Origin of the sequence: Pseudomonas sp. MF4836 (assembly GCF_002018875.1) — a bacterium.
GTDB lineage: Bacteria > Pseudomonadota > Gammaproteobacteria > Pseudomonadales > Pseudomonadaceae > Aquipseudomonas.
The window spans coordinates 400,683-417,127 of the sequence record NZ_MVOL01000005.1 but is presented as its reverse complement, the minus strand read 5'-3'; the positions used below and the strand labels follow the sequence as shown (position 1 = coordinate 417,127).

Annotated in this window: 14 protein-coding genes; 11 read left to right on the top strand and 3 right to left on the bottom strand. The window is 60.8% G+C overall.

The window, feature by feature from the left end:
• Positions 1–72: 72 nt before the first annotated feature.
• The 3 genes from MF4836_RS14600 to MF4836_RS14590 form a co-directional block, all read right to left on the bottom strand.
• Entirely contained in the window at positions 73–1,320 is a 1,248-nt protein-coding gene (locus MF4836_RS14600) for a ribonucleotide-diphosphate reductase subunit beta (RefSeq protein WP_020295692.1), read from the bottom strand.
• A gap of 518 nt (positions 1,321–1,838) precedes the next feature.
• A complete protein-coding gene (locus MF4836_RS14595) occupies positions 1,839–2,171 on the bottom strand; it encodes a hypothetical protein (protein WP_078470861.1) in 333 nt (110 codons plus the stop codon).
• Positions 2,172–2,498: 327 nt separating this feature from the next.
• Positions 2,499–2,762, bottom strand: a complete 264-nt coding sequence (locus MF4836_RS14590) for a DUF2790 domain-containing protein (RefSeq protein WP_020295690.1) — start codon at positions 2,760–2,762, stop codon at positions 2,499–2,501.
• A 414-nt stretch (positions 2,763–3,176) separates the two neighbouring features.
• Between MF4836_RS14590 and acs the strand changes: the two genes are divergently transcribed.
• The 11 genes from acs (at position 3,177) to astD (ending at position 16,443) form a co-directional block, all read left to right on the top strand.
• Complete coding sequence (gene acs, locus MF4836_RS14585) at positions 3,177–5,132, top strand: acetate--CoA ligase (protein WP_020295689.1); 1,956 nt, start codon at positions 3,177–3,179, stop codon at positions 5,130–5,132.
• Between the two features lie 655 nt (positions 5,133–5,787).
• A complete protein-coding gene (locus tag MF4836_RS14580; RefSeq protein ID WP_078470860.1) occupies positions 5,788–6,561 on the top strand; it encodes an ABC transporter substrate-binding protein in 774 nt (257 codons plus the stop codon).
• Positions 6,562–6,652: 91 nt separating this feature from the next.
• Entirely contained in the window at positions 6,653–7,342 is a 690-nt protein-coding gene (locus MF4836_RS14575) for an ABC transporter permease (RefSeq protein WP_020295687.1), read from the top strand.
• Positions 7,339–8,037 (top strand): ABC transporter permease, encoded by a 699-nt coding sequence (locus MF4836_RS14570; protein WP_078470859.1) that lies wholly within the window; start codon positions 7,339–7,341, stop codon positions 8,035–8,037. The genes MF4836_RS14575 and MF4836_RS14570 overlap by 4 nt, the downstream gene beginning before the upstream one ends.
• Before the next feature lies 1 nt (position 8,038).
• A complete protein-coding gene (locus tag MF4836_RS14565; protein ID WP_078470858.1) occupies positions 8,039–9,151 on the top strand; it encodes a succinylglutamate desuccinylase/aspartoacylase family protein in 1,113 nt (370 codons plus the stop codon).
• A 28-nt stretch (positions 9,152–9,179) separates the two neighbouring features.
• The gene (locus MF4836_RS14560; protein WP_020295684.1) at positions 9,180–9,944 is read left to right on the top strand and encodes an ABC transporter ATP-binding protein; all 765 of its coding nucleotides are present in this window, start codon (positions 9,180–9,182) and stop codon (positions 9,942–9,944) included.
• Positions 9,945–10,066: 122 nt separating this feature from the next.
• On the top strand, positions 10,067–11,047 hold the full coding sequence (argR, locus tag MF4836_RS14555; RefSeq protein ID WP_078470857.1) for a transcriptional regulator ArgR: 981 nt from the start codon (positions 10,067–10,069) through the stop codon (positions 11,045–11,047).
• Between the two features lie 449 nt (positions 11,048–11,496).
• Positions 11,497–12,717, top strand: a complete 1,221-nt coding sequence (locus MF4836_RS14550; protein WP_078470856.1) for an aspartate aminotransferase family protein — start codon at positions 11,497–11,499, stop codon at positions 12,715–12,717.
• 133 nt (positions 12,718–12,850) lie between these two features.
• A complete protein-coding gene (aruF, locus tag MF4836_RS14545; RefSeq protein WP_078470855.1) occupies positions 12,851–13,870 on the top strand; it encodes an arginine/ornithine succinyltransferase subunit alpha in 1,020 nt (339 codons plus the stop codon).
• A gap of 81 nt (positions 13,871–13,951) precedes the next feature.
• Positions 13,952–14,977 (top strand): arginine N-succinyltransferase, encoded by a 1,026-nt coding sequence (gene astA, locus MF4836_RS14540; RefSeq protein WP_020295680.1) that lies wholly within the window; start codon positions 13,952–13,954, stop codon positions 14,975–14,977.
• A complete protein-coding gene (astD, locus tag MF4836_RS14535) occupies positions 14,977–16,443 on the top strand; it encodes a succinylglutamate-semialdehyde dehydrogenase (protein WP_078470854.1) in 1,467 nt (488 codons plus the stop codon). Before astA ends, astD begins: the two co-directional genes overlap by 1 nt.
• Positions 16,444–16,445: the final 2 nt, after the last annotated feature.

Sequence of the window (16,445 nt, the reverse complement as noted above, 5' to 3'; positions counted from 1 at the left end):
CTGACCAGGTCAGGGCTTTTTGGTGTTCACCGATTCAAATGATGATCGGAAAACTCAGGCGAGCTTCTGGAATCAATCCCAGCTCAACGCCCCACCGGTCTGATACTCGATAACCCGAGTCTCGAAGAAGTTTTTCTCTTTCTTCAAGTCCATGATTTCGCTCATCCATGGGAACGGGTTGGTGGTGCCTGGGTATTCTTCTTTGAGGCCGATCTGCGACAGGCGACGGTTGGCGATGAACTTGAGGTAGTCCTCCATCATCGCCGCGTTCATGCCCAGTACGCCGCGCGGCATGGTGTCGCGAGCGTATTCGATTTCCAGCTGGGTGCCTTGCAGGATCATTTGCGAGGCTTCTTCCTTCATCTCGGCGTCCCACAGGTGCGGGTTTTCGATTTTGATCTGGTTGATCACGTCGATGCCGAAGTTCAGGTGCATGGATTCGTCGCGCAGGATGTACTGGAACTGCTCGGCGACGCCGGTCATTTTGTTGCGACGGCCCATGGACAGGATCTGGGTGAAGCCGCAGTAGAAGAAGATGCCTTCCAGAACGCAGTAGTAGGCGATCAGGTTGCGCAGCAGCTCTTTGTCGGTGTCGACGGTGCCGGTTTCGAACTTCGGATCGGAGATCGAACGGGTGTACTTGAGGCCCCAGGCGGCTTTTTTAGCGACCGATGGGATCTCGTGGTACATGTTGAAGATTTCGCCTTCGTCCATGGCCAGCGATTCGATGCAGTACTGGTAGGCGTGGGTGTGGATCGCCTCTTCGAACGCCTGGCGCAGGATGTACTGGCGGCATTCCGGGTTGGTGATCAGGCGGTACACCGCCAGGACCAGGTTGTTGGCAACCAGGGAGTCGGCGGTGGAGAAGAAGCCCAGGTTGCGCATCACGATGCGGCGTTCGTCGTCGGTCAGGCCTTCCGGGTCTTTCCAGAGGGCGATGTCGGCGGTCATGTTGACTTCTTGCGGCATCCAGTGGTTTGCGCAGCCATCCAGGTACTTCTGCCAGGCCCAGTCATATTTGAATGGCACCAGCTGGTTGAGGTCGGCGCGGCAGTTGATCATGCGCTTTTCGTCGACGGCCACACGGGCAGAAGCCCCTTCGAGCTCGGCCAGGCCTTCGGCGACGTCGAGCTTGTCGAGGGCGGCCTTGGCGCGAATGATCGCGGCGGAGTCGTTGGCGGTTACTGCGCGAGCTTCGAGAGCAGCGGCACCGCCGGCGCTGTCGAGGCGGTCCATGTTGGCTTCAGAAGCGTGGCCGGCGTTGGCGCCTTTAGCGGCAACTTCGCCTTCTTCTTTGTCGAATTCGTCCCAGCTCAGCATGACGTGTCGTCTCCTGCATGAGGGCCAGATGCCCGTGTGAAAACAAAAGGGTTGGCTTTTCACACGGCCTCACTTGGCCGCATTTGATCTATAGAAAGTCGTTTGTTGCAGCAGCTGAACGCAGGCAATAACGGAATATGTGTACGGAGGTCTGGAACGGCCGTCGGGTGGAGCTGAGGTTGTCGGCTCGTGCGCGGGTCCAGCCGGTGACTGCAATCCGGTAAGGGAATGTTGCGGCCCCGTTTTGAGGACGCATTATAGGGATTTTTTCAGGCCTGTGGGGCGACCAAGTAGCGCAGGTTGGCTCACAAAGGGAAGGCACTGAGGGCGAAGCGAGGGTTTACAGGGCTTTGGCCGTGGAAGGGGGGCTGAAGATTTTTTTTTGACGGTGAAAATAGAGGCCGAAAAAGGCCGGAAAATTGGGTTTTTTACTAGATGTAGTGGTTTGAGGTGGTTTTGGTCGGCTTCAAACACTACTAAGCCCGACCGGAGTCGGGCTGTGAAGTCGCCTGCCAGGATCAGCCAAGGTTGGCCGAACCGGTGCGATCGTAGCCGTCAGCGGCGAAGGTGGCGGAGCCAGTACGGTCGTAGCCATCTTCGGCAACAGTGGCCGAGCCGGTGCGGTCATAACCGTCCTCGGCAAAGGTGGCGGAGCCGGTGCGGTCATAGCCATCTTCGGCAAAGGTGGCCGAGCCAGTGCGGTCATAACCGTCCTCAACAAAGGTGGCGGAGCCTGTGCGGTCATAACCATCGGCGGCAATGGCCGAGCCGGTACGGTCATAGCCGTCAGCGGCAAATGTGTTGGCGGCCAGTACAGAGAGGGTCAGGGCGAGGATCAGTTTGGTTTTCATGTCGGTAGCTCCGGGTGTTGTTCGTTTTGTACGGTGGGTGTGAAGCTCATACTAATCTGATTAAATTGATTAAAGATTGCAAAAAATGCCGTTTAATAATCGATTATATCGATTTGTTTGTGATGGCTTCTCCACGCATGGCCGGCAAGGGCTGCAAGGCGCTAAACGAAATTTCAGGGAATCGGTCGAGTGCGAGTGCCGTGTTCGCGTCTCGATTAGGCGATGCTCTGCAACAGTCCCGTGAGCCGGTGTGTGGCGGGCATCTTTGCCGCAAGAGTGATTTCTTGCGGCCGGCAGTTATAAAGTCTTTTGAAACTAACTTGGCTCTCAGCCGTTAGAGCAGCCGCTGCCCATGACGCGATATTGCAGAATATGTCTTTGGCCGTTGGAGTCTTCGTACTCCATTCGCGCCGGTACAACTTCACACACACTGGGAACTTCGCTCATGGAGATAACTTTGGCGATGTCCAGGTCGGATGAGTAAGAGTATTCCTCTACCGGTGTTTGCTGGCTGGCAACATCAGTCGGGATCTCGTCAGCCATCGCAGTGACGCAAAGACTGCTGAGGGCCAGAACTAATAAAGCTTTCATTTCAAATTTACCTTTCTAAGGTCGTGTGGGGTCACGCAACCTTTTTGGGGTTGCGTGTGGAACTTGAGTAAGTGTTTTGGATTAACTGCCTTCGTGGGGGCTGCAACTTGGTTAATCACTTTGCCTTGTTGGCGAGACCGATTTTAGGCGCCTGGCCGGCCGGCATATAGCCGTGCTTTTGATAAACACTATTGACGGATTTTGTAACAATCCCCGGATTTTCGGGCCGCTGGCCCACATCCGGGTCTTTTCAATATCACCCGGAATTGGCTACAGCCTGCGTGCTAGAGCGGCTGATGAGGTAAATAGGACGTTTTGTAGGGGCTTGTTACTACCATCGTCGAATGGTTCTATAGGCCCGCCCCGGCTAAAACAGGGGCATACAACAACAACTATGTCACCGAGGTAAGAAAGATGAGTGCGGCTTCTCTGTATCCCGTTCGTCCCGAGGTTGCGGCCAATACGCTGACTGACGAGGCGACCTACAAGGCCATGTACCAGCAGTCGGTCGTCAACCCCGACGGCTTCTGGCGCGAGCAGGCCAAGCGCCTCGACTGGATCAAGCCTTTCACCACGGTGAAGCAGACCTCCTTCGACGATCACCATGTCGACATCAAGTGGTTTGCCGACGGCACCCTCAACGTTTCCTACAACTGCCTGGACCGTCACCTGGCTGAGCGCGGCGATCAGATCGCGATCATCTGGGAGGGCGATGACCCCGCCGAAAGCCGCAACATCACCTATCGCGAGCTGCACGAAGAAGTCTGCAAATTCGCCAACGCCCTGCGTGGCCAAGACGTACACCGCGGCGACGTGGTGACTATCTATATGCCGATGATCCCCGAAGCCGTGGTCGCGATGTTGGCCTGTACCCGCATCGGCGCCATCCACTCGGTGGTATTCGGCGGCTTCTCGCCTGAAGCCCTGGCCGGTCGCATCATCGACTGCCGCTCGAAAGTGGTGATCACCGCCGACGAAGGCATTCGCGCCGGCAAGAAGATCCCGCTCAAGGCCAATGTCGACGACGCCCTGACCAACCCGGAAACCAGCAGCATCCAGAAGGTCATCGTGTGCAAGCGCACCGGTGGCAGCATCAAGTGGAACCAGCATCGCGACATCTGGTACGAAGACCTGATGAAGGTTGCCGGCACCGTCTGCGCACCCAAGGAAATGGGCGCTGAAGAAGCCCTGTTCATCCTTTATACCTCCGGCTCCACCGGCAAGCCCAAGGGCGTGCAGCACACCACCGGCGGCTACCTGTTGTATGCGGCCCTGACTCACGAGCGCGTATTCGACTACCGCCCGGGGGAAATCTACTGGTGCACCGCCGACGTCGGCTGGGTCACCGGCCACACTTATATTGTCTACGGCCCGCTGGCCAATGGCGCGACCACCCTGTTGTTCGAAGGTGTGCCGAACTACCCGGACATCACTCGGGTGGCGAAGATCGTCGACAAGCACAAGGTCAACATCCTCTACACCGCGCCGACTGCGATCCGCGCCATGATGGCCTCCGGCACCGCCGCCTGTGAGGGGGCCGATGGCAGCAGCCTGCGTCTGCTGGGTTCGGTGGGCGAGCCGATCAACCCGGAAGCCTGGGACTGGTACTACAAGAACGTCGGTCAATCCCGTTGCCCGATCGTTGATACCTGGTGGCAGACCGAAACCGGCGCGACCCTGATGAGCCCGTTGCCGGGCGCCCATGCGCTGAAGCCGGGTTCTGCCGCGCGGCCGTTCTTTGGCGTGGTGCCGGCCCTGGTCGACAACCTGGGCAACATCATCGAGGGCGCTGCCGAAGGCAACCTGGTGATTCTCGATTCGTGGCCAGGCCAAGCGCGCACGCTCTATGGCGACCACGATCGGTTCGTCGATACCTACTTCAAGACCTTCCGTGGCATGTACTTCACCGGTGACGGTGCACGTCGTGACGAGGATGGTTACTGGTGGATCACCGGGCGTGTGGACGACGTACTCAACGTTTCCGGGCACCGCATGGGCACCGCCGAAATCGAGAGCGCCATGGTCGCCCACCCTAAAGTCGCGGAAGCGGCGGTGGTCGGGGTGCCGCACGACATCAAGGGTCAGGGCATTTATGTCTACGTCACCCTCAATGGTGGCGAAGAGCCGAGCGAAGCGCTGCGCCTTGAGCTGAAGAACTGGGTGCGCAAGGAGATCGGTCCGATTGCCTCGCCGGACGTGATTCAGTGGGCGCCAGGCCTGCCGAAGACCCGCTCCGGGAAGATCATGCGGCGTATCCTGCGCAAAATCGCAACTGCCGAGTACGACGGCCTGGGGGATATCTCGACCCTGGCTGACCCGGGAGTGGTGCAGCACCTGATCGAAACCCACAAGACGATGAACGTCGCGTAACACGCGCTGCCTGTCATCGAGCCCCGCCCGGCCTTGCGCCTGGCGGGGCTTTTTTTGCTTGGCGTCGGTGCTTGTAAAGACGTCGATGGGCCCTGGGGGCTGAGGTGCCGGGTCCGGCCAGCGCAACCTGGCAGCAGCGGCTACGGGGCGGTTGCGGGCATTGGGGCAGCGGCTACAGAGATGATAAATATCGGTTTTGTCCATCGGACGTATCTGAATGTTACCGGGATCGCCCAAGGTGTAACCCCGCGCCCAATAGCGGGGCAATGGGAAACGCCAGGCCCCATTTTCGGGCTGGTTTTATCCAGGTAACAAATAAGTCATTACGCTGAGCTTGCCGGAATAGAAGGCTTTGCCAATAATAGGCCCGCAATTTGCAGCATGTATCGGTTCCATTTCTTTTGCTCTTGCATAAACCTGAAGAGCTGTCAATGCGCCAGACCGGCTTTCTCGATGCTTGTGTAATTTGTTGTCGCATTGAAGAAATATCGGCTTCCGGCCTGTCGTTAGAATGCCGATCACTCGCTCGTCGTCGCCTGTGCTGGATTTTCGCCGGGCTGCCCAGGACGCTGCGCCGCTAATCAGGTTCCACCCATTCGCATATTGGGCTGTCGCTCACTCTGCCGTTTTCGCCCTTTACCGATGGAGTCCTAAGATGAAGAAACTCGTGCTTCTTGGCGCCCTGGCACTGTCCGTGCTCTCCCTGCCGACATTCGCTGATGAAAAGCCCCTGAAAATTGGTATTGAAGCGGCTTACCCTCCGTTTGCCTCCAAGGCGCCGGACGGCAGCATCGTCGGTTTCGACTACGACATCGGCAACGCCCTCTGTGAAGAGATGAAGGTCAAGTGTGTATGGGTCGAGCAAGAGTTCGACGGCCTGATCCCGGCCCTCAAGGTTCGCAAGATCGACGCCATCCTGTCGTCGATGTCGATCACCGATGATCGCAAGAAGTCCGTGGACTTCACCGGCAAGTACTACAACACCCCGGCACGTCTGGTCATGAAGGCTGGCACTCAGATCAGCGATGGCCTGACCGAGCTCAAAGGCAAGAACATTGGCGTGCAACGTGGTTCGATCCACGAACGCTTTGCCCGTGAAGTGCTGGCGCCACTGGGTGCCGAGATCAAGCCTTACGGTTCGCAGAACGAAATCTACCTGGATGTGGCCGCTGGTCGTCTCGATGGCACCGTGGCAGACGCCACCCTGTTGAACGACGGTTTCCTGAAAACCGATTCCGGCAAGGGCTTCGCCTTCGTGGGTCCGGCCTTCACCGACGTCAAATACTTCGGCGACGGCGTAGGGATTGCAGTGCGCAAGGGTGATGCGCTCAAAGACAAGATCACCACTGCCATCGCCGCCATTCGTGCGAGCGGCAAGTACAAGCAAATCCAGGACAAGTACTTCGACTTCGATATTTACGGCCAGTAATACGTCGAAGCAGTCAGTCCGAGATGGCGCAAGCAGCAGAATCTCTGAAGTTTGCGCCATTTTTTCATCCCAATTTTCGAGGACCTGAATCATGTTGAAAGGCTACGGGGCTGTCATCCTCGATGGCGCTTGGCTGACGCTTCAGCTCGCCTTGTCGTCCATGGCCCTGGCCATTGTTCTGGGTCTGATCGGGGTCGCGCTGCGCCTGTCACCGGTGCGCTGGCTGGCCTGGCTGGGCGATCTGTATTCGACGGTGATCCGTGGGATTCCCGACCTGGTGCTGATCCTGCTGATTTTCTACGGCGGCCAGGACCTGCTCAACCGCGTCGCACCGCTGCTGGGTTTTGACGACTACATCGACCTCAACCCGCTGGCAGCCGGTATTGGCACCCTGGGTTTCATCTTCGGTGCCTATCTGTCGGAAACCTTCCGCGGCGCCTTTATGGCCATCCCCAAGGGGCAGGCTGAAGCCGGCATGGCCTACGGCATGAGCAGTTTCCAGGTGTTCTTCCGGGTACTGGTGCCGCAGATGATTCGCCTGGCGATTCCCGGCTTCACCAATAACTGGCTGGTCCTGACCAAGGCCACCGCGCTGATTTCGGTGGTGGGCCTGCAAGACATGATGTTCAAGGCCAAGCAGGCGGCAGACGCCACCCGCGAGCCTTTCACCTTCTTCCTTGCAGTGGCGGCGATGTACCTGGTGATCACCAGCGTCTCGTTGCTGGCACTGCGTTACCTTGAGAAGCGCTACTCGGTAGGCGTAAGGGCGGCTGATCTATGATCTTCGACTACAACGTCATTTGGGAGGCGATGCCGCTGTACCTGGGCGGCCTGCTGACCACCTTGAAACTCCTGGCCCTGTCGCTGTTTTTCGGCCTGCTGGCGGCCTTGCCCCTGGGGCTGATGCGGGTCTCCAAGCAGCCGGTCATCAACATGACCGCCTGGCTCTACACCTACGTGATCCGCGGCACGCCGATGCTGGTGCAGCTGTTTCTGATCTACTACGGCCTGGCGCAGTTCGAGGCGGTGCGTGAGAGTTTTCTCTGGCCGTGGCTGTCGAGCGCGACCTTCTGTGCCTGCCTGGCCTTTGCCGTGAACACCAGTGCCTACACCGCTGAAATCATCGCCGGCAGCCTGCGGGCCACGCCCAATGGCGAGATCGAAGCCGCCAAGGCCATGGGCATGTCGCGCTACAAGATGTATCGCCGCATCCTGCTGCCGTCGGCCCTGCGCCGGGCGCTGCCGCAGTACAGCAACGAAGTGATCATGATGCTGCAGACCACCAGCCTGGCCTCCATCGTGACCCTGATCGACATCACCGGCGCCGCCCGGACCGTCAACGCCCAGTACTACCTGCCGTTCGAAGCCTACATCACCGCTGGCGTGTTCTACCTGTGCCTGACCTTCATCCTGGTGCGCCTGTTCAAGTTGGCCGAGCGCCGCTGGCTGGGCTACCTGGCGCCGCGGAAGCACTGATATGGAACGTATCGATCATTCATTGCCCTGGAGCCATTTGGGCTGCGAGCGCCAGGTCTCGGTGTTTCGCTTTGGCCATGGCGAGCGCAAGGCCTATATCCAGGCCAGCCTGCACGCCGATGAGTTGCCCGGCATGCGCACCGCCTGGGAGCTGAAGAAACGCCTGACCGAGCTGGAAGCCCAGGGCGCGCTCAATGGCGTGATTGAGCTGGTGCCGGTGGCCAATCCGATCGGCCTCGGGCAGTTGCTGCAAGGCAATCACCAGGGGCGTTTCGAGGCCGGCAGCGGCAAGAACTTCAACCGTGATTTCGTTGAGCTGAGTGCGCCGGTTGCGGCGTTGCTGGAAGGGCGCCTGGGGGATGATCCCCACGCCAATATCCGCCTGATTCGCCAGGCCATGAGCGACGCCCTGGCGGCCTTGCCGGCCCCGACCAGTCAGCTGCAAGGCTTGCAACGGGTGTTGCTGAGCCATGCCTGCGGTGCCGACGTGGTCCTCGACCTGCATTGCGATGCCGAGGCAGCGCTGCACATGTACGCTTTGCCGCAGCACTGGCCGCAGTGGCGTTCCCTGGCTGCGCACTTGAATGTACGGGTCGGCCTGCTGGCCGAGGAGTCGGGCGGCAACTCGTTTGACGAGGCCTGTTCGCTGCCCTGGCTGCAACTTTCCCGGTTGTTTCCCGAGGCGCAGATTCCATTGGCGTGCCTGGCGACCACCGTCGAGCTGGGTGGACAGGCCGACACCGGCCGCCCGCAAGCCGAGGCTCATGCCGAAGGGATCCTGGCGTTTCTGGCTGAGCAGGGTTTGATCGCTGGCGAGTGGCCCAAGGCCGCCCAGGAAGCCTGCGAAGCCATGCCCTTTGAAGGCACCGAGCTATTGTTTGCGCCCCACGCGGGCGTGGTGAGCTTTCTGCGTCCGGTTGGCAGCTGGGTGGAGAAGGGCGAGCCTATCTTTGAAGTGATTGACCCCTTATCCGATCGGGTCAGCATCCTGTGTGCTGGCACCAGCGGCGTGTTGTTTGCCGTGGAACGGCTACGTTATGCCCAATCCGGTTTCTGGCTGGCCAAGGTGGCGGGGCGCGAAGCGCTGCGGCACGGGCGCTTGCTCAACGACTGACTGACAGCTTTTTGTGAGAACCGACAGCATGTACAAACTTGAAGTCCAAGACCTGCATAAACGCTATGGCAGTCACGAAGTGCTCAAGGGCGTGTCCCTGAAAGCCGCCGCCGGCGATGTCATCAGCATCATCGGCTCCAGTGGCTCCGGCAAAAGTACCTTTTTGCGCTGTATCAACCTGCTTGAGCAGCCCCATGCGGGCAAGATCCTGCTGAACAACGAAGAGCTCAAGCTGGTGGCGAACAAGGACGGCGCGCTCAAGGCTGCCGACCCGAAACAACTGCAGCGCATGCGCTCGCGGCTGTCGATGGTGTTCCAGCATTTCAACCTGTGGTCGCACATGACCGCGTTGGAAAACATCATGGAAGCGCCGGTCCATGTACTCGGCATGTCCAAGGCCGAGGCGCGGGAAAAGGCCGAGCTGTACCTGGCCAAGGTCGGCGTGGCGCACCGCAAGGACGCCTACCCGGGCCATATGTCCGGTGGTGAGCAGCAGCGGGTGGCGATTGCCCGGGCCCTGGCCATGGAGCCGGAAGTCATGCTGTTTGACGAACCGACCTCGGCGCTCGATCCGGAATTGGTGGGCGACGTGCTGAAAGTCATGCAGGCCCTGGCCCAGGAAGGTCGGACCATGGTCGTGGTCACCCACGAAATGGGCTTTGCTCGCGAAGTGTCGAACCAGTTGGTGTTCCTGCACCAAGGGGTGGTGGAAGAGAGCGGCAACCCGCGTGAAGTGCTGGTCAATCCGCAGTCCGAGCGGTTGCAGCAGTTCCTGTCGGGCAGCTTGAAGTAACAGCTGATTTAGCGCTGCCGTTGTGCACCTTTTTAGGGCATGCTGCGCCTCGCGCAGACTGGTCTATGTTGGTGCTGCCGCCCTCGGTTTTTTAACACTGTTTTCGTTTCGGATCGCACGCCATGACTGCCCATCGAATTGGTTTCCTGATTTGGCCCAGCACTAAAGCCTTGACGCTGGCGCTGGCTGAGGAGGCCTTGCGTGTTGCTCAGCGCGTGCATCCGGATGTTGTCTACGAGCTTTCGTTCCTGCAGGCCGAGGCTCCGGCTGAAGGCGCCTGGCAACTGCCGGGTGAGCCTTGGGCGGGCAAGCTTGAAGGCTGCCAAAAGCTGTTTTTGCTGGCCGATGAGCCGCCGGCCTCCATAGCGCCGGCCCTGAGCAGCGCGCTCAAGCAGCTGGTGCGAGCCGGTTGTGTGATCGGTGGCTTGTCGGCCGGGGTCTACCCGCTGGCGCAGTTGGGTTTGCTCGATGGTTATCGGGCGGCGGTGCACTGGCGTTGGCAGGATGATTTCGCCGAGCGTTTTCCCAAGGTGATTGCCACCAGTCATTTGTTTGACTGGGATCGTGATCGCCTGACCGCCTGTGGTGGTATGTCGGTGCTGGATCTGCTGCTGGCGGTGCTGGCCCGTGATCACGGCGCCGAGCTGGCGGGTGCGGTGTCGGAAGAGTTGGTGGTGGAGCGGATTCGCGAAGGCGGCGAGCGCCAGCGTATTCCGTTGCAAAACCGCCTGGGCTCCAGCCATCCGAAGCTGACCCAGGCTGTGCTGCTGATGGAAGCCAACATCGAAGAGCCGCTGACCACCGATGAAATTGCCCAGCACGTTTGCGTGTCGCGTCGGCAGTTGGAGCGGATCTTCAAGCAGTACCTCAATCGTGTGCCCAGCCAGTATTACCTGGAGCTGCGCCTGAACAAGGCGCGCCAGATGTTGATGCAGACCAGCAAGTCGATCATTCAGATCGGCCTGTCCTGCGGCTTCTCCTCGGGGCCGCATTTCTCCAGCGCCTACCGCAACTTTTTCGGCGCCACCCCTCGCGAAGATCGCAATCAGCGGCGCAGCAGCAGCCCGTTCGAGTTGTCATCGGTGCCGTCCGAGCGCGGTTGATCCGATCCGGCGGGTTTGGTTGCCCTGGCGTTCAACGCATTTCAGCAAAGATTGCACGGCGTCTGCTTCAGCCAGCGCAGCCTACGGCAGCGGCTACAACTCAAACATGTGCCGCTGCCGCCAGGCTGCGCTGGCTCTGAACCTCGGCGCATTTCTCCACGGATTACACGACGCCTGCCCTGTCCAGCGCCCAAGTGTGGCTCAAGCCTATGGCAGCGACGACAGATCATTGGCCGACGCAATTGCGGGCAGAGCTGCCGCTAAGGGCTGTCGGCAGTTTAAACTGCGCCTTTGCGACGCTATTTGTCGCATTGCCGTAAACCCGTCTAAATCCGGGTTTGGCGCTATAAGAAGTTGTCGCTTGGCGGCAAGGCCGGGCTGAAAACTGTCCTTACAATCCCCCCATCGCTCGCCAGTTTCAGGCAGGCGTTCCTCTTCAGGAGACTCCGATGTCCGTTGAGCAAGCTCCGGTGCAACGCGCCGATTTCGACCAGGTCATGGTTCCCAACTATGCGCCTGCGGCTTTCATTCCAGTGCGTGGCGCCGGGTCCCGAGTCTGGGATCAGTCAGGTCGAGAGCTGATCGACTTCGCCGGCGGCATCGCGGTCAACGTCCTGGGTCACGCCCATCCGGCGCTGGTCGGTGCGCTGACCGAACAAGCCAACAAGCTGTGGCACGTGTCCAACGTCTTCACCAACGAGCCGGCCCTGCGCCTGGCGCACAAGTTGATCGACGCCACGTTCGCCGAGCGCGTGTTCTTCTGCAACTCCGGCGCCGAAGCCAACGAGGCCGCTTTCAAGCTGGCCCGTCGCGTAGCCTTCGATCGTTTCGGCACTGAGAAGTACGAAATCATCGCGGCGCTCAACAGCTTCCACGGCCGTACCCTGTTCACCGTCAACGTCGGTGGCCAGTCGAAGTACTCCGACGGTTTCGGTCCTAAAATCACCGGCATCACCCACGTTCCTTATAACGACCTGGCAGCGTTGAAAGCCGCCGTTTCGGACAAGACCTGCGCCGTGGTGCTGGAGCCGATCCAGGGCGAGGGTGGCGTACTGCCGGCCGAGCTGGCTTACCTGCAAGGTGCCCGCGAACTGTGCAACGAGCACAACGCGTTGCTGGTGTTCGATGAAGTTCAAACCGGCATGGGCCGCAGCGGCAAGCTGTTCGCCTACCAGCACTACGGCGTGACGCCGGACATCCTGACCAGCGCCAAGAGCCTGGGCGGTGGTTTCCCGATCGCCGCCATGCTGACCACTGAAGCGCTGGCCAAGCACCTGGTAGTCGGTACTCACGGCACCACCTACGGCGGCAACCCACTGGCGTGTGCTGTCGCGGAAGCGGTGATCGACGTGATCAACACTCCTGAAGTGCTGAGTGGTGTCAACGCCAAGCATGACAAGTTCAAGACCCGCCTGGAGCAGATCGGCGAGAAATACGGCCTGTTCACTCAGGTGCGCGGCCTGGGCCTGCTGCTCGGTTGCGTGCTGAGCGATGCCTGGAAAGGCAAAGCCAAAGACATCTTCAACGCCGCTGAAAAAGAAGGCCTGATGATTCTGCAAGCCGGCCCGGACGTGGTGCGTTTCGCCCCGAGCCTGGTGGTTGAAGACGCTGATATCGACGCCGGCCTGGACCGCTTCGAACGCGCCGTCGCCACGTTGACCCAAGCCTGATTCAGGCCGCAGTACTCCTCGGCGTTTATCCTCGCGGATAGGCGTCGAGCCACATTTCTGTGCCGGGCTATCCCGGCATTTTTTTCCCTGAGTCGGCCTGTTTGCCGACCTGTTTCGAGTAAGGAGTGACACCATGCTGGTGATGCGCCCCGCGCAAATGGCTGATCTGGGCGAGGTACAGCGTCTGGCTGCGGACAGCCCGATTGGTGTCACTTCCTTGCCGGATGATGTCGAACGCCTGAGCGACAAGATTGCTGCCTCCGAAGCCTCGTTCGCTGCCGAAGTCAGCTTCAACGGTGAAGAGAGCTACTTCTTTGTCCTTGAAGACACCGACAGCGGCAAGCTGGTGGGCTGCTCGGCCATCGTCGCCTCGGCCGGCTACTCCGAGCCGTTCTACAGCTTTCGCAATGAAACCTTCGTTCACGCCTCTCGCGAGCTGAAGATTCATAACAAGATTCACGTCCTGTCCCAGTGCCATGACCTGACCGGCAACAGCCTGTTGACCAGCTTCTACGTGGTGCCGGAATTGGTGGGTTCGTCGTGGTCGGAGCTCAACTCCCGCGGCCGCCTGCTGTTTGTGGCCAGCCACCCGGAGCGCTTTGCCGATTCAGTGGTGACCGAGATCGTCGGCTACAGCGACGAGCATGGCGACTCGCCATTTTGGGACGCCATCGGACGTAACTTCTTCGACCTCAACTACGCTGCCGCCGAGCGCCTGTGCGGGCTGAAAAGCCGCACCTTCCTCGCCGAACTGATGCCGCACTACCCGATCTACGTGCCGCTGCTGCCGGACGCCGCCCAAGAGGCGATGGGCCAGGTGCACCCGCGGGCGCAGATCACGTTCGACATCCTGATGCGCGAAGGCTTCGAGACCGATCATTACATCGACATCTTCGACGGCGGCCCGACCCTGCACGCACGGGTTTCGGGCATTCGCTCGATTGCCCAGAGCCGCGTGGTGCCGGTGAAAATCGGCGAGGTGAGCAAGGGCGGCGGACGCCAGTACCTGGTGGCCAACGCCCAGTTGCAGGATTACCGCGCGGTGTTGCTGGAGCTCGACTACGCCCCAGGCAAACCGGTGACCCTGGACTTGCAAGCGGCCGAAGCACTGGGTGTCGGCGAAGGTGCCAGCGTGCGCCTGGTAGCGGTTTGACGCCTGCTTTTGCCCAGAGAAAATTGCCCAGAAGGCAGCGAGTTTCACGGGTGGCGTTAGCGGCCCGTTTGAGGAGATAGCATGATCGTTCGTCCCGTACGCAGCAGCGATTTACCCGCGCTGATCGACCTGGCGCGCAGTACCGGCACCGGCCTGACCACTTTGCCGGCCAACGAAGAGCGCCTGACCCACCGCGTCGGCTGGGCCGAGAAAACCTTTCGCGGCGAGGCCGAGCGCGGCGATGCCGACTACCTGTTCGTGCTCGAAGACGACAACGGCCGGGTGGTGGGCATCTCTGCGATCGCCGGCGCGGTCGGCCTGCGTGAGCCCTGGTACAACTTCCGGGTCGGCCTGACGGTCAGCGCCTCCCAGGAACTCAATATCTACCGCGAGATTCCGACGCTGTTCCTGGCCAACGACCTGACCGGCAACTCCGAGCTGTGCTCGCTGTTCCTGCACGCCGATTACCGCACCGGCCTCAACGGCCGCATGCTGGCCAAGGCGCGGATGCTGTTTATCGCCGAGTTCCCGCAGCTGTTCGGCAACAAGATCATTGCCGAAATGCGCGGCATGTCCGACCCCGCCGGGCGCTCGCCATTCTGGGAAAGCCTGGGCCGGCACTTCTTCAAGATGGAATTCAGCCAGGCCGACTACCTGACCGGGGTGGGCAACAAGGCGTTTATCGCCGAACTGATGCCCAAGTTCCCGCTCTACACCTGCTTCCTGTCCGAAGACGCGCGCAGCGTGATCGGCAAGGTGCACACCGACACCGAGCCGGCCCTGGCCATGCTCAAGAGTGAAGGCTTCAGCTATCAGGGCTACGTCGACATCTTCGACGCCGGTCCGGCGGTGGAATGCGAAACCAGCAAGATCCGCGCGGTACGTGACAGCCAGGCGCTGGTGCTGGCGATCGGCACTCCAGGCGATGACGCCACGCCGTTCCTGATCCACAACCGCAAGCGCGAGGATTGCCGCATCACGGCCGCTCCGGCGCGCTTTGCCGCCGGCACCCTGGTGGTCGATCCCCTGACCGCCAAACGCCTGCAACTCAACGCCGGCGATCAGGTCCGCGCGGTTCCGTTGTCTGCTTCCCGGGAGTCCAAGTAATGAATGCGCAATACATCGCTGGTGAGTGGCTGGCAGGGCAGGGCGAAGCTTTTCAATCCCTGAACCCGGTAACGCAGCAGGTGCTGTGGACCGGCAACGGCGCCACCGCCGAACAGGTTGAATCCGCTGTCCAGGCCGCGCGCCAGGCATTTCCAGCCTGGGCCAAGCGCTCACTGGACGAGCGTATCGCAGTGCTGGAAGCCTTTGCCGCCAGCCTGAAAAACCACGCCGACGAACTGGCCCGCTGCATTGGCGAGGAGACCGGCAAGCCGCTGTGGGAGTCGGCCACCGAAGTCACCAGCATGGTCAACAAGATTGCCATCTCGGTGCAGAGCTACCGTGAGCGTACCGGCGAGAAGAGCGGCCCCCTGGGCGACGCCACCGCCGTGCTGCGCCACAAGCCACACGGCGTGGTGGCGGTGTTCGGGCCTTACAACTTCCCGGGCCACTTGCCCAATGGCCATATCGTCCCGGCCTTGCTGGCGGGCAACAGCGTGCTGTTCAAACCCAGCGAGCTGACGCCCAAAGTCGCCGAGCTGACGGTCAAGTGCTGGATCGAAGCCGGCCTGCCGGCCGGTGTGTTGAACCTGCTGCAGGGCGCGCGGGAAACCGGCATCGCCCTGGCTGCCAACCCGGGTATCGACGGGCTGTTCTTCACCGGCTCCAGCCGTACCGGCAATCACCTGCATCAGCAGTTCGCTGGGCGCCCGGACAAGATCCTGGCGCTGGAGATGGGCGGCAACAACCCGCTGGTGGTGGATCAGGTCGCGGACCTGGACGCGGCGGTGTACACCATCATCCAGTCTGCATTCATCTCCGCTGGCCAGCGCTGCACTTGCGCCCGCCGCCTGCTGGTGCCGCAGGGTGCCTGGGGCGACCAGTTGCTGGAACGCCTGGTGGCCGTCAGCGCGACCATCGAGGTCGGTGCATTCGATCAGCAGCCTGCGCCGTTCATGGGCTCGGTGATTTCCCTGGGGGCTGCCCGCGCCTTGCTCGACGCCCAGGAGCAACTGCTGGCCAATGGCGCGGTGGCGCTGCTGGCCATGACTCAGCCCCAGGCCCAGGCCGCACTGCTGACCCCGGGCATTCTCGACGTGACGGCCGTGGCCGAGCGACCGGACGAGGAGCTGTTCGGGCCGTTGCTGCAAGTGATTCGCTACGCGGATTTTGCCGGTGCGATTGCTGAAGCCAACAACACCCAATACGGCCTGGCTGCGGGCCTGCTCTCGGATTCCGAGGCGCGCTACCAGCAGTTCTGGCTGGAAAGCCGGGCCGGCATCGTCAACTGGAACAAACAGCTGACCGGTGCCGCCAGCAGCGCACCTTTCGGTGGCGTGGGCGCGTCGGGCAACCATCGGGCCAGCGCCTACTACGCGGCAGATTACTGCGCGTACCCGGTGGCCTCGCTGGAAACCCCGAGCCTGGTGCTGCCGAGCGCATTGACCCCAGGTGTGCGCTTGTCCTGAAT